Origin of the sequence: Aurantimonas sp. NFXS3 (assembly GCF_049132005.1) — a bacterium.
Taxonomy (GTDB): domain Bacteria; phylum Pseudomonadota; class Alphaproteobacteria; order Rhizobiales; family Rhizobiaceae; genus Aurantimonas; species Aurantimonas coralicida.
In genome coordinates, this window is record NZ_JAGDDZ010000001.1 from 275,425 (window position 1) to 287,032 (window position 11,608).

The 11,608-nt window shown below is 67.9% G+C and carries 11 protein-coding genes; 9 read left to right on the forward strand and 2 right to left on the reverse strand.

The window, feature by feature from the left end; genetic code table 11:
- The first annotated feature begins 64 nt into the window (after positions 1 to 64).
- From J3367_RS01180 to J3367_RS01195, 4 genes are all read left to right on the forward strand, one after another.
- Positions 65 to 1,567, forward strand: coding sequence for a catalase (locus J3367_RS01180; protein ID WP_024349126.1), 1,503 nt, complete (start codon positions 65 to 67; stop codon positions 1,565 to 1,567).
- Positions 1,568 to 1,806: 239 nt separating this feature from the next.
- The gene (locus tag J3367_RS01185; RefSeq protein WP_024349125.1) at positions 1,807 to 3,108 is read left to right on the forward strand and encodes an RsmB/NOP family class I SAM-dependent RNA methyltransferase; all 1,302 of its coding nucleotides are present in this window, start codon (positions 1,807 to 1,809) and stop codon (positions 3,106 to 3,108) included.
- Positions 3,108 to 3,557, forward strand: a complete 450-nt coding sequence (locus tag J3367_RS01190; RefSeq protein ID WP_024349124.1) for a TspO/MBR family protein — start codon at positions 3,108 to 3,110, stop codon at positions 3,555 to 3,557. Before J3367_RS01185 ends, J3367_RS01190 begins: the two co-directional genes overlap by 1 nt.
- Before the next feature lie 49 nt (positions 3,558 to 3,606).
- Positions 3,607 to 4,278, forward strand: a complete 672-nt coding sequence (locus J3367_RS01195) for a 5'-methylthioadenosine/S-adenosylhomocysteine nucleosidase (RefSeq protein WP_024349123.1) — start codon at positions 3,607 to 3,609, stop codon at positions 4,276 to 4,278.
- 54 nt (positions 4,279 to 4,332) lie between these two features.
- On the opposite strand, the gene J3367_RS01200 is transcribed toward J3367_RS01195, so the two are convergent.
- Positions 4,333 to 4,821 carry a ferritin-like domain-containing protein gene (locus J3367_RS01200; protein ID WP_024349122.1) on the reverse strand — a complete coding sequence of 163 codons (489 nt, stop codon included), beginning with the start codon at positions 4,819 to 4,821 and terminating at the stop codon, positions 4,333 to 4,335.
- Positions 4,822 to 4,995: 174 nt separating this feature from the next.
- Here J3367_RS01200 and guaA point away from each other — a divergent pair, with 174 nt between their 5' ends.
- Positions 4,996 to 6,552 (forward strand): glutamine-hydrolyzing GMP synthase, encoded by a 1,557-nt coding sequence (gene guaA, locus J3367_RS01205; RefSeq protein WP_024349121.1) that lies wholly within the window; start codon positions 4,996 to 4,998, stop codon positions 6,550 to 6,552.
- 66 nt (positions 6,553 to 6,618) lie between these two features.
- Positions 6,619 to 7,539, forward strand: coding sequence for a DMT family transporter (locus J3367_RS01210; protein ID WP_024349120.1), 921 nt, complete (start codon positions 6,619 to 6,621; stop codon positions 7,537 to 7,539).
- A 50-nt stretch (positions 7,540 to 7,589) separates the two neighbouring features.
- Here the strand turns inward: J3367_RS01210 and J3367_RS01215 are convergent, their stop codons facing one another.
- The gene (locus tag J3367_RS01215) at positions 7,590 to 7,991 is read right to left on the reverse strand and encodes an I78 family peptidase inhibitor (protein WP_162142644.1); all 402 of its coding nucleotides are present in this window, start codon (positions 7,989 to 7,991) and stop codon (positions 7,590 to 7,592) included.
- Positions 7,992 to 8,208: 217 nt separating this feature from the next.
- Between J3367_RS01215 and J3367_RS01220 the strand changes: the two genes are divergently transcribed.
- The 3 genes from J3367_RS01220 (at position 8,209) to der (ending at position 11,580) form a co-directional block, all read left to right on the forward strand.
- Positions 8,209 to 8,784 (forward strand): NnrU family protein, encoded by a 576-nt coding sequence (locus tag J3367_RS01220; protein ID WP_024349118.1) that lies wholly within the window; start codon positions 8,209 to 8,211, stop codon positions 8,782 to 8,784.
- Positions 8,785 to 8,902: 118 nt separating this feature from the next.
- Positions 8,903 to 10,000, forward strand: coding sequence for a tetratricopeptide repeat protein (locus J3367_RS01225; protein WP_024349117.1), 1,098 nt, complete (start codon positions 8,903 to 8,905; stop codon positions 9,998 to 10,000).
- A 170-nt stretch (positions 10,001 to 10,170) separates the two neighbouring features.
- Positions 10,171 to 11,580: a ribosome biogenesis GTPase Der gene (gene der, locus J3367_RS01230; RefSeq protein ID WP_421460032.1), complete on the forward strand. Its 1,410-nt coding sequence runs from the start codon at positions 10,171 to 10,173 to the stop codon at positions 11,578 to 11,580.
- Positions 11,581 to 11,608 lie beyond the last annotated feature (28 nt).

An 11,608-nucleotide genomic window follows, 5' to 3' on the forward strand; every position in this document is an offset into this window, starting at 1 on the left:
ATTATGGGGCGCATCCCTATTATCGGTCTGGAAGAATTCCAAACACGGCGAAGGGAGGCCACACTTGGCTGATCGCGAGAGACTGACGACAACGGCTGGCGCGCCGGTGTCCAGCAACCAGAACTCCAAGACGGTCGGGCCGCGCGGTCCGGTGCTGCTCGAGGACTTCCAGCTGATCGAGAAGCTGGCGCACCAGAACCGCGAGCGTGTTCCCGAGCGCGTGGTCCACGCCAAGGGCTGGGGTGCCTTCGGTTCGCTGACGGTGACCGAGGACATCACCAAATACAGCTGCGCCAAGGTGTTCCGCCCGGGTTCCAAGACCGACATGCTGGCCCGCTTCTCGACCGTTGCCGGCGAGCAGGGCGCGGCCGATGCCGAGCGCGACGTGCGCGGCTTCGCGCTGAAGTTCTACACCGAGGAAGGCAACTGGGACCTCGTCGGCAACAACACCCCGGTGTTCTTCGTCGCCGACCCGTACAAGTTCCCGGACTTCATCCATACGCAGAAGCGCCATCCGCGCACCAATCTGCGTTCGGCGACCGCCATGTGGGACTTCTGGTCGCTCTGCCCGGAATCGCTGCACCAGGTGACGATCCTGATGTCCGACCGCGGCATCCCGACCGACCCGAGCCGCATGAACGGCTACGGCAGCCACACCTTCTCGCTGTGGAACGACCAGGGCGAGCGCTTCTGGGTGAAGTTCCACTTCAAGACCCAGCAGGGCCATGAGCACTTCGTCAACGAAGAGGCCGAGAAGGTCATCGCCAAGTCGCGCGAGAGCTACCAGGAAGCTCTCTACGGCATGATCGAGGACGGCCGCTTCCCGAAGTGGACCATGTACATCCAGGTCATGCCCGAGGGTGAAGAGGTCCAGTTCGAGGAGAAGACCGGCTGGAGCGCCTTCGACCTGACCAAGGTCTGGCCGCATGGCATGTACCCGCTGATCAAGGTCGGGGAGATGGAGCTGAACCGCAATCCGGAGAACTATTTCTCCGATATCGAGCAGTCGGCCTTCAACCCGTCCAACGTCGTCCCGGGCATCGGCTTCTCGCCGGACAAGATGCTGCAGGGCCGCCTGTTCTCCTATCCGGACGCGCATCGCTACCGGATCGGCACGCATTACGACGCGCTGCCGGTGAACAAGCCGAAGAGCCCGGTGCATCACTATCACCGCGACGGCGAGATGCCGTTCGGCATGCGCACCAACCCGGACGCCTATTACGAGCCGAACAGCTTCGGCGGTCCGGTCGAGGATCCGAGCGTCGAAGAGCCGCCGCATCGCTACAGCGGTCAGGTGGGTCGTTACGACTTCCGTGGCGAGGCGGACCATTACAGCCAGCCGCGGGCGCTGTTCGAGATGTTCGACGCCGGCCAGCGTGAGCGGCTCTGCGCCAACATCGCCGGTGCGATGCAGGGCGTGCCGCAGTTCATCGTCGATCGCCAGCTGGCGCATTTCGACAAGGTGCATGCCGAGTACGGCGCGGGCGTCCGCAAGGCACTCGAAGCGCAGACGCGCGACGATGCCGAGGCGAGCCTCAGCACCAGCCACAGCGCCGCTGCGGAGTAACCGGACGCCATTGTCCGCGACATGAAACGTCGGCGCTACGTGCGCCGGACGGAGAGGGCCGGGAGCGATCCCGGCCCTTTTTGCTTGCGGGGGTGCCGTCGCGTGGTGCAGGACTGCGCTCAATCCGCGAGGCACTGCGACCGAAGACGACCTGTCGACCCGACAGGCCATCCATCGGCTATTCGGCCTGCGCACGGAACGCCCGGCATCGTCCGGCAAGACACAGCAAGGATACGATCATGCGCCTGGGCGGCAGGATGGCAGCGGCCATCGAGATTCTGGCCGATATCGAGGCACGGCGCCGGCCGGTGGCCGATGCCCTGAAGGACTGGGGGCTTTCCCATCGCTTCGCCGGCTCGGGCGATCGGGCGGCCATCGGCAACATCGTCTATGACGTGCTGCGGCGGCGGCGCTCGCTGGCCTGGCGCATGGAAGACGAGACGCCGACGGCCATGGTCTTTGCCGCGATCCTCGACAGCAAGGGCATGGGCGTCAAGGATCTGGCCATCGCGCTGGATGGCGACCGCTTCGCGCCCCAGATGCCGTCGACCGACGATTTCGCCGCCTTCCGCACCCGCGAGCTGAGCGCGGCGCCCGGCGCCGTGCAGGCCGACGTGCCGGACTGGCTGGCGACCCGGGTGGAAGCCGCCTTCGGCGAGGATTGGATCGCGGAGGCCGCGGCGCTGTCCGACCGTCCGCCGCTCGATATGCGCGTCAACACGTTGCGCGCCGATCGCGACAAGGTCGCCAAGGCGCTGACGCCCTTTGCCGCGACCGCCACGGCGCTGGCGCCGCAGGGCCTTCGCATCCCGCCGATCGCCGGCGACGGCCGCCATCCCAACGTGCAGGTGGAGGCCGGCTTCCAGAAGGGCTGGTTCGAGATCCAGGACGAGGGCTCGCAGATCGTAGCGCTTCTGGCGGGGGCAGCCCCCGGCATGCAGGTGCTGGATTTCTGCGCCGGGGCCGGCGGCAAGACGCTGGCGCTGGCTGCGTCCATGGAGAATACCGGCCAGATCCACGCCTATGACAGCGACCGCCAGCGGCTGGCGCCGATCCACGACCGGCTGAAGCGGGCCGAGGTCCGCAACGTCCAGGTCCATGCGCCGCGCGACGATATCGGCGAACTGGAAGGCCGGATGGATCTGGTGCTGGTCGATGCGCCCTGCACCGGCACCGGCACATGGCGTCGCCGCCCGGACGCCAAGTGGCGGCTGGCCGAGCGCCAGCTCGACAAGCGGCTGGAAGAGCAGGACGCGGTGCTCGACGCGGCGGCGCGCTTCGTCAAGCCCGGTGGCCGGCTGGTCTACATCACCTGTTCGCTGCTGCCCGAGGAGAACGGGGCCCGCGTCGCGGCCTTCCTGGAACGTGATGCGGGTGCTCAGTTCAGGGTCGCCGATGCCGCGGGACGCTGGGCCGAGGCCCTGCCGGAGGCGCCGAAGGCCTACCATGCCAGCGCGCTCGGCGACGGCACGACGCTGACGCTGACGCCGCGTACCACGGGCACCGACGGCTTCTTCTTCGCGGTCCTGGAGCGTCGCTGATGCGGGGCTATGTGGCTCTGCCGCTGTTCCTCGCCCTGACCGTGGGCGGCGGGGCGCTGGTGGGTGCGGCGACGGCGCCGGGCGAATGGTACCAGGCGCTGCAGAAGCCTTGGTTCAATCCGCCGGGCTGGGTCTTCGGACCGGCCTGGGGCATGCTCTACGTTCTGATCGGCATCGCCGGCTGGCGCGTCTGGCACCGGGGCGAGCTGCAGGCCGCGCGGATCTGGTGGGTGCAACTCGGCCTCAACTTTGTCTGGCCGTTCCTGTTCTTCGCCGCGCAGATGCCGGGCCTTGCGCTGGTCGAGATCGTGGCGCTGTTCGCCGCGATCTGCGGCTTCGTCGCCTATACTTGGCGCGAGGATCGGGTCTCGGCCCTTTTGTTCCTGCCCTATGGCGCCTGGGTCGCCTATGCGACGCTTCTCAACGCTGCCATCTGGTGGTTGAACTGAGCAGAGCATCGCCGGGCGCCCACGCTCGGAGCACCGGACGGACGGCAGCATGAGCGACTACGACCCGACGAAGATCGACGCCGCGACGGAAGAGCTGGGCGGCGCCCGGGTGCTGTTCGTCATGGCGGCCCCGGCCGAATACGGCCCGGCGCTGCGCCGCCGCATCGCGCCCCTGATGACCGGGGTCGGGCCGATCGAGGCGGCGCTCGGCACCGGAATCGCCCTGCATGCGCTGACACTGGCGGGCCATCGCCCGGACCTCGTGGTCTCGCTCGGCTCGGCGGGGTCGCGCACGCTCGAACAGGGCGAGATCTATCAGGTCTCGTCGGTCGCCTGGCGCGACATCGACGCGTCGCCGCTGGGATTTGCCAAGGGCGTCACACCGTTTCTCGATCATCCCGTCCACACCGCCTTGCCGACACCGGTGCCGAGCCTGCCGACGGCGCGGCTGTCGACGGGGTCCGACATCGTCTCGGGTGCGCGCTACGACGCGATCGACGCCGACATGGTCGACATGGAGACCTTCGCGGTGCTGCGCGCCTGCCAGCGTTTCGACGTCAAGCTGGTGGGCCTGCGCGGCATCTCCGACGGGGCGGGGGACCTGCATCACTACGACGACTGGACGACGCTGCTGCACGTCATCGACGAGAAGCTCGCCGATGCCGTCGACCGGCTGGAGATCGCGCTCGATTCGGGGCTGCTGGAGGTCGGTTCGTCGTGACCGCCGCCCGGTCCGGGAATCGGCTTCCCCGAGGCCAGGCGACGATCGACAGGATCAGGCGGCCTTCTTGTTGACCTTGACGTCGGCGAGCTTGGACAGCTTCTCGTCGGTCGCCTTTTCCTGCTTCAGGGTTTCCTGCAGCTTTGCGACGGCGTCCTTGTGGCCGAGGATCCCGGCCCATGTGATCAGCGTGCCGTAGCGGGCGATCTCGTAATGCTCGACGGCCTGGGCGGCGGCGACCATCGCGGCGTCGAGGGTTTCGGGATCCTCGACCTCGTCCATCAGCTCGGTCGCCTCGTCGATGATGCCGATGATCGCGTCGCACTTCACGGCGCGGGGCTTCTTGTCGAGGCTCTCGAACACCTCCTCGAGCCGCGTCACCTGCTCCTTGGTCTCTTCCAGATGGGTCTCGAACGCGGCTTTCAGATCCTCGCTCGCCGCCTTCTTCGCCATCTTGGGGAGAACCTTGGCGATTTGTTTCTCGGCATAGTAGATGTCCTGCAGCGTGTGCAGGAAGAGGTCGTCCAGCGATTTGACGCTCATGTCAGTTGCTCCGGATCGCGGCATCAGTACCGCGGCGCCAGAACGGCCCTGCACGACCGGCGTTCCGCCTGCCTGCGGCGGTAATGCACAGGTGGCTACCGATGCGTCAGCCGCATACGGGCAATGCCGCGCGAGGTGCTGGACATTGCGCCCGTGCTTTTCTAAAGCCTCGCCATGACAGCGCACCCCGACACCGTCCTCATCGTCGACTTCGGCTCCCAGGTCACCCAGCTGATCGCGCGGCGCATCCGCGAAGCCGGCGTCTATTCCGAAATCGTGCCGTTCCAGTCGGCTGCCGAAGGCTTTCGCCGCCTGGCGCCGAAGGCCGTGATCCTGTCGGGATCGCCGGCTTCGGTGACGGACGCCGACGCCCCGACGGCGCCGACGGAAATCCTCGAGGCGGGCGTGCCGGTGCTCGGCATCTGCTACGGCCAGCAGACCATGTGCGCCCAGCTCGGCGGCAATATCGAAGGCGGTCTGCACCGCGAATTCGGTCGCTCCTTCATGGAGGTCAAGAAGGCCTCGCCGCTGTTCGAGGGCATCTGGGCCGAAGGCACCCGCCACCAGGTGTGGATGAGCCACGGCGACCGCGTCACGGCGCTGCCCGAGGGCTTCGAGATCATCGGCCAGTCGTCCGGCGCGCCCTTCGCGGCGATCGCCGACGAGGCGCGCCGCTTCTACGGCGTGCAGTTCCATCCCGAGGTGGTTCACACCCCCGACGGCGCCCGGCTTCTGTCGAACTTCGTCCACCGTATCGCCGGCCTGTCCGGCGACTGGACCATGGCGGCGTTCCGCGAGCAGGCGGTCGAGGAGATCCGCGCCAAGGTCGGCGACGGCAAGGTGATCTGCGGCCTGTCCGGCGGTGTCGATTCTTCCGTTGCGGCGGTGCTGATCCACGAGGCGATCGGCGACCAGCTGACCTGCATCTTCGTCGATCACGGCCTGTTGCGGATGAACGAGGCGGACGAGGTCGTCGCGATGTTCCGCGACCACTACAACATCCCGCTCGTCCACGTGCAGGCGCAGGATATGTTCATCGACGCGCTGGAAGGCGAGATGGACCCGGAGGTCAAGCGCAAGACCATCGGCCGGCTGTTCATCGAGACCTTCGAGGCGGAAGCCAAGAAGATCGGCGGCGCCGACTTCCTGGCGCAGGGGACCCTCTATCCCGACGTGATCGAGAGCGTCTCCTTCACCGGCGGTCCATCGGTGACCATCAAGTCGCACCACAATGTCGGCGGCCTGCCGGAGCGCATGAACATGCAGCTCGTCGAGCCGCTGCGCGAATTGTTCAAGGACGAGGTGCGTCTGCTCGGTCAGGAACTCGGCCTGCCGGCGCATTTCGTCGGCCGCCAGCCCTTTCCGGGACCGGGCCTCGCCATCCGCTGCCCGGGCGGCGTGACCCGCGAGAAGCTCGACATCCTGCGCCAGGCCGATGCGATCTATCTCGACGAGATCCGCAAGGCCGGTCTCTACGACGCCATCTGGCAGGCCTTCGCCGTGCTTCTGCCGGTGCAGACCGTCGGCGTCATGGGCGACGGTCGCACCTACGAATTCGTCTGCGCGCTGCGGGCCGTCACCTCGGTCGACGGCATGACGGCCGATTTCTACCATTACGACATGGACTTCCTCGGCAACACCGCGACCCGCATCATCAACGAGGTGCGCGGCATCAACCGGGTGGTCTACGACGTGACCTCGAAACCGCCGGGCACGATCGAATGGGAATGATGCCGCGCGCCTGACCGGGCCGCGATCGCCCGGGCCGGGCGGAGACCAGCCACAGATGGACGAGAGATGACCGGAGCCAGCGCCGCCGCGACAGGCCGGCCGAGCACCAACACGCTCGGCATGGGCATCATGCTGTTCGGCATCTTCCTGTTCATGGTCAACGACACGCTCGGCAAATGGCTGGTCTCGACCTATTCGGTCGGCCAGGTGCTGCTGATCCGCTCGGTGGCGGCGCTGGTCATCCTGGCGCCGTTCCTCGCGCGCACGGGACTGAAACCCCTCGTGAGCCTCGAACGTCCCGGCATGCAGGTGCTGCGGGTGGTCTTCGCCACCGTCGAGGTGCTCGCCTTCTACGGCGCAGTCGCCTATCTGCCGCTCGCCGACACCATGGCCTACTGGCTCGCCGCGCCGATCTATGTGGCGGCGCTCTCGCCGATCTTCCTGAAGGAGCGCGTCGGCATAAGGCGCTGGACGGCGATCGTCATCGGCTTCGTCGGCGTGCTGGTGGTGCTGCAGCCGTCGCAGGCGAGCCTGACCGCGCCGGCCTTCATCGCCATTGGCGGCAGCCTGACCTTCGCGCTGATGATGATCACCGCGCGCAGCCTGCGCGGCACGTCCGACAAGGCGCTGGTCTTCTGGCAGACGGTCGGCGCGCTCGTCGGCGGGGCGATCCTGGCGCCGTTCGGCTGGGTGACGCCGGACCCGCTGGATCTGGGGCTGCTGGCGGTCCTCGGCGTCGTGGCGATGGCGGCGCATATGTGCGTGACGCGGGCGTTCAAGCTCGGCGACGCCGCCGACATCGCGCCGCTGCAATACACCATGCTCGTCTGGGCGATCCTGTTCGGCTACCTGGTCTTCGGCGACGTGCCGCGGCTGACCATGCTGTTCGGCGCGGCGATCATCATGGGGGCGGGGCTGTTCATCTTCTTCCGCGAACGCCAGCTCGCCCGAAGGGTAAGCTCGGCCCAGCCGGTGACGCCGGGCTGATCGCCCGGCGGTTCGACGAGAAGAGCGGGCCGCTCAGGCCCGCAGGCGGATCAGCCGCAGCGGACCTGCGTGACGCGGTTGGCGTTGTCGGTTTCCATGTTCAGGCGGCCGGAGACGAACTCCTGGGTGACCGGCTGGTTCGGATACAGAACCCGCACGGTCTCGGCACCGGTGGCCGCCTTTGCCGCTTCCACCGTCTCGACATTGGCGATCTCGCCGATGAGATACCGGGCCGCTTCCGGATTACAGCTGCCGATGGCCGGGCCGCCCGGCGCCAGCCGGCCGTTGGTGCCGGCGGTGCCGCCGCCCGGCATCGGCGGCAATGCAGTCCCGCCGCCCATGCGGCCATCCGACTGCGCCCTCAGGCCCGCTGGATCGGGGCGCTCGGTGGCGCAGCCGGCCACCAGCAGCGCGGCGCTCGTCAAAAGGGCGAGGGACATGGGGCGCATCATCGAGACATCCTTCATCATGGTCTTGCTCGGGCGGCGTGAAGACCGGCCCGATTCTGGTCGATTCGCCGCAACCCTAGGGCAGGCACCGGCAGGGAAGGAAGCGGCAAGGCGGCGAAAACCGCGAAGTCGTCGCCAGGATCGCGTCAGATCGGGACATTTCTGCTACGCTCCGACCGGCGCGCACGCCGTCGCCGGTCCGGCACAGGGTAAAATCCACATGGCCATTCTCATTCTCGGCCTGGTCATCTTCCTCGGCGTGCATTCCCTGCGGATCATTGCGGAGCCGACGCGCGACCGGCTGCTGGCGCGGTTTGGCGAGAACCGGTTCAAGGGCATCTACTCGGTGCTGTCGCTCGTCGGGCTGATGCTGATCATCTACGGCTATGGCGCCGCGCGCATGGCGACGGTGCCGCTCTACACGCCGCCGCCGGGCCTCGGCCATCTCGCGCTGCTCCTGGTGCCGGTGGCCTTCGTCCTCGTCGCCAGCGCCTATCTGCCGACCGGACGGATCAAGACGGCGGTCCGGCACCCGATGGTGCTGGGCGTCGGCCTGTGGGCGCTGGGGCATCTTCTGGCCAACGGCACGATTGCCGATGTGGTGCTCTTCGGCAGTTTCCTCGTCTGGGCGGTCCTCGACTATGCCAGCGCGATCCGCCGTCCGGTCCCGGCGTCGGCGGGGAGGGCGCCCAGCCTGCGCGGAGATCTCCTGGCGGTCGTCGTCGGTCTCGGCCTCGCTGCGGCGTTCATCCTGTGGCTGCATCGCTGGTTCTTCGGCGTCGCGCCGATCGCTTAGCGGTTCATCACGGCGCGCACGCCCTTTCACCTGCGGCAAAAATCGTTAGAAGACCCCAAGTGTTCTTGCGTGCCGGGCCGATGGTCCCGGCCACGGCCGGTTTTCGAAGAGTGGATGGATGAGCGACGACAGTTTCTTTCGCGAAGTCAGCGAAGAGCTTCGCCAGGACAGGGTGAAAGCCATCTGGACGCGGTTCGGGACCTATATCCTGGCCGCGGTCATTCTGGTGGTCGTCATCACCGCGGCCGTCGTCGGCTGGGACCGGTACCAGACCGCCCAGGCCAACGCCTCGGGCGATGCCTATCTCGCCGCGCTGCAGCTGGCGCGTGACGGCAAGCCCGACGAGGCCATCACCGCGCTCGAGGCGCTGGCTGCCGACAGCTACGGCGCCTATCCGGACCTTGCCCGCATGAGCATTGGCGGCGTCTATCAGGCGCAGGGCAAGTTCGACGCGGCGGTCGCCGCCTTCGACAAGGTGGCGGCGGATGCCGGCGCGCCCGATGCGTTGCGTGACATGGCCGCCGTGCGCGCCGCCTATGTGCTGGTCGACCATGGCGCGCTCAGCGATGTGCGCAGCCGTGTCGAACGGCTGACCGGCGACAGCGAGGCCCTGCGCTTCCCGGCCCGCGAAGCCGTGGCGCTGGCCGCCTGGAAGGCCGAGGACACGGAAACCGCGACGACGCTGTTCCAGCAGCTGGTCGACGATCCCGGTGCGCCGAACGGCATCATCAGCCGGGCCCGGCTGATGCTCGACCTGATCGCCGCCGGCAAGCCGATGCCCGAGGGCACGGTGATGCCGGAGGAGATCGGTACTGCAACCGGGCCGGCAACGGACGCCGCTCCGGCGGACGCGGCCGCGCCCGTCGCGGGCGGTGAAACGACCGCCCCGGAGGCCACGCCTGCGGCGCCGGCGACCGAGGCGCCGGCCGCTGCCAGCGACGGAGCAGATCCCGAGGGAGCAGCCACCGAGGGTGCAGCGGGCGAGGCTCCGGCGAGCCCGGATGCGGCCAACGGCGAAGCGCCGGCTGCCCCGGCCGCCGATGCGGCGCTGCCCGAGGGTGCTGCCGCACCGAGCGTCGCCGTTCCCACGACCGGGCTCGGCATCACCGATCCCGCGGCCGCTCCCGAGGCTGCCGCCCCGGAACAGGCCGAGCCGACTACGACCGACGCGCCGCAGAGCGCGCCGGCCGCTCCGGCGCCCGCCAGCGCCGACTGAACCGCTGCGGCGACGACGCCTGCGGCCGGGTTCACCCGGCCCGGACGTCGCCGCAAACCGATCGGATCGGGGCAGAGCTCGCACGTGACACACGGCCGGCGCCCCGATCGCAACCGGCCCCGGCTTCGTACCGGTGTGCCCCATCGCTCCGGAGGAGCGCGGAGACCGTCATGGTCACCATCGCCATTATCGGCCGACCCAATGTCGGCAAGTCCACCCTGTTCAACCGCCTCGTCGGCAAGCGTCTGGCGCTGGTCGACGACCGGCCTGGCGTGACCCGCGACCGCCGCACCGGCGACGCGACGCTGCTCGACCTCGACTTCGAGGTGGTCGATACGGCCGGCCTGGAAGAAGCCGGCGCCGACACGCTGGAAGGCCGGATGCGCACCCAGACCGAGACGGCAATCGCCTCGGCCGACCTGTGCCTGTTCATGATCGACGTCAAGGCCGGCGTGATGCCCCAGGACAGGGCCTTCGTCGAGATCATGCGCCGCACTGCCGGCAAGGTGATCCTCGTCGCCAACAAGTCGGAAGCCCGCGGGGCGGAAGCCGGCATGCTCGACGCCTTCGAACTGGGTCTGGGCGAGCCGATCGGCATTTCCGCCGAGCATGGCGTCGGCATGGGCGAGCTGCGCGATGCCATCCTCGAGGCGCTGGGCGAGGAGACCTTCGCCGACGACACGCCGGAGCCCGAGGAAGCCTTGGTGGACGTGCCGGTCGAGGGTGACGAGGTCGAGCCCGTCTACGACGCCACCAAGCCCCTGCGGATCGCTATCGTCGGCCGTCCGAATGCCGGCAAGTCGACTCTGATCAACCGGTTCCTCGACGAGGACCGGATGCTCACCGGCCCCGAGGCCGGCATCACCCGCGACTCCATCGCCAGCGAATGGGAATGGCGCGGCCGCACGATCAAGGTCTTCGACACGGCCGGCATGCGTCGCAAGGCGAAGGTCCAGGAAAAGCTGGAGAAGCTGTCGGTGGCCGACGGCCTGCGCGCGATCAAGTTCGCCGAGGTGGTGGTGGTCGTCTTCGACGCGACGATCCCCTTCGAGCGCCAGGATATGTCGATCGTCGACCTGGTCATGCGTGAAGGCCGGGCGCCGGTCATCGCCTTCAACAAGTGGGATCTGATCGAAGACCGCCAGGAAGTGCTCGCCGATCTGCGCGAGAAGACCGACCGGCTGCTGCCGCAGGCGCGGGGCATCCGAGCCATCACCGTGTCGGGTGAAACCGGCGAGGGCGTCGAGCGGCTGATGAAGGCGATCGTCGATACCCACGAGGTCTGGAACAAGCGGATCTCGACAGCCAAGCTGAATCAGTGGCTCGACCGTATGGTTACCAGACATTCTCCGCCGGCCGTCGCGGGGCGCCGGATCAACATAAAATACATGACGCAGGTCAAATCGCGTCCGCCGACGTTCATGATCTCCACGAGCCGCCCGGATGCGCTGAACGCGTCGTATACGCGCTATCTTATCAATGGGTTACGCGAGAGCTTCGGGCTTTTCGCCGTGCCGATCCGCCTCGGTCTGCGCAAACCGGACAATCCCTACGCCGGAAAACGCAAGCGTCCGTCTTGAAATCGCCATCGTCTGTTAACCAAGAAAC

Bases quoted from the DNA above. Each gene is read 5' to 3' on its own strand.
- J3367_RS01185 (WP_024349125.1), top strand. From the start codon at position 1,807: ATGCGCCTGGGCGGCAGGATGGCAGCGGCCATCGAGATTCTGGCCGAT.
- J3367_RS01190 (WP_024349124.1), top strand. From the start codon at position 3,108: ATGCGGGGCTATGTGGCTCTGCCGCTGTTCCTCGCCCTGACCGTGGGC.
- J3367_RS01195 (WP_024349123.1), top strand. From the start codon at position 3,607: ATGAGCGACTACGACCCGACGAAGATCGACGCCGCGACGGAAGAGCTG.
- J3367_RS01200 (WP_024349122.1), bottom strand. From the start codon at position 4,821: ATGAGCGTCAAATCGCTGGACGACCTCTTCCTGCACACGCTGCAGGAC.
- guaA (WP_024349121.1), top strand. From the start codon at position 4,996: ATGACAGCGCACCCCGACACCGTCCTCATCGTCGACTTCGGCTCCCAG.
- J3367_RS01210 (WP_024349120.1), top strand. From the start codon at position 6,619: ATGACCGGAGCCAGCGCCGCCGCGACAGGCCGGCCGAGCACCAACACG.
- J3367_RS01215 (WP_162142644.1), bottom strand. From the start codon at position 7,991: ATGATGCGCCCCATGTCCCTCGCCCTTTTGACGAGCGCCGCGCTGCTG.
- J3367_RS01220 (WP_024349118.1), top strand. From the start codon at position 8,209: ATGGCCATTCTCATTCTCGGCCTGGTCATCTTCCTCGGCGTGCATTCC.
- J3367_RS01225 (WP_024349117.1), top strand. From the start codon at position 8,903: ATGAGCGACGACAGTTTCTTTCGCGAAGTCAGCGAAGAGCTTCGCCAG.
- der (WP_421460032.1), top strand. From the start codon at position 10,171: ATGGTCACCATCGCCATTATCGGCCGACCCAATGTCGGCAAGTCCACC.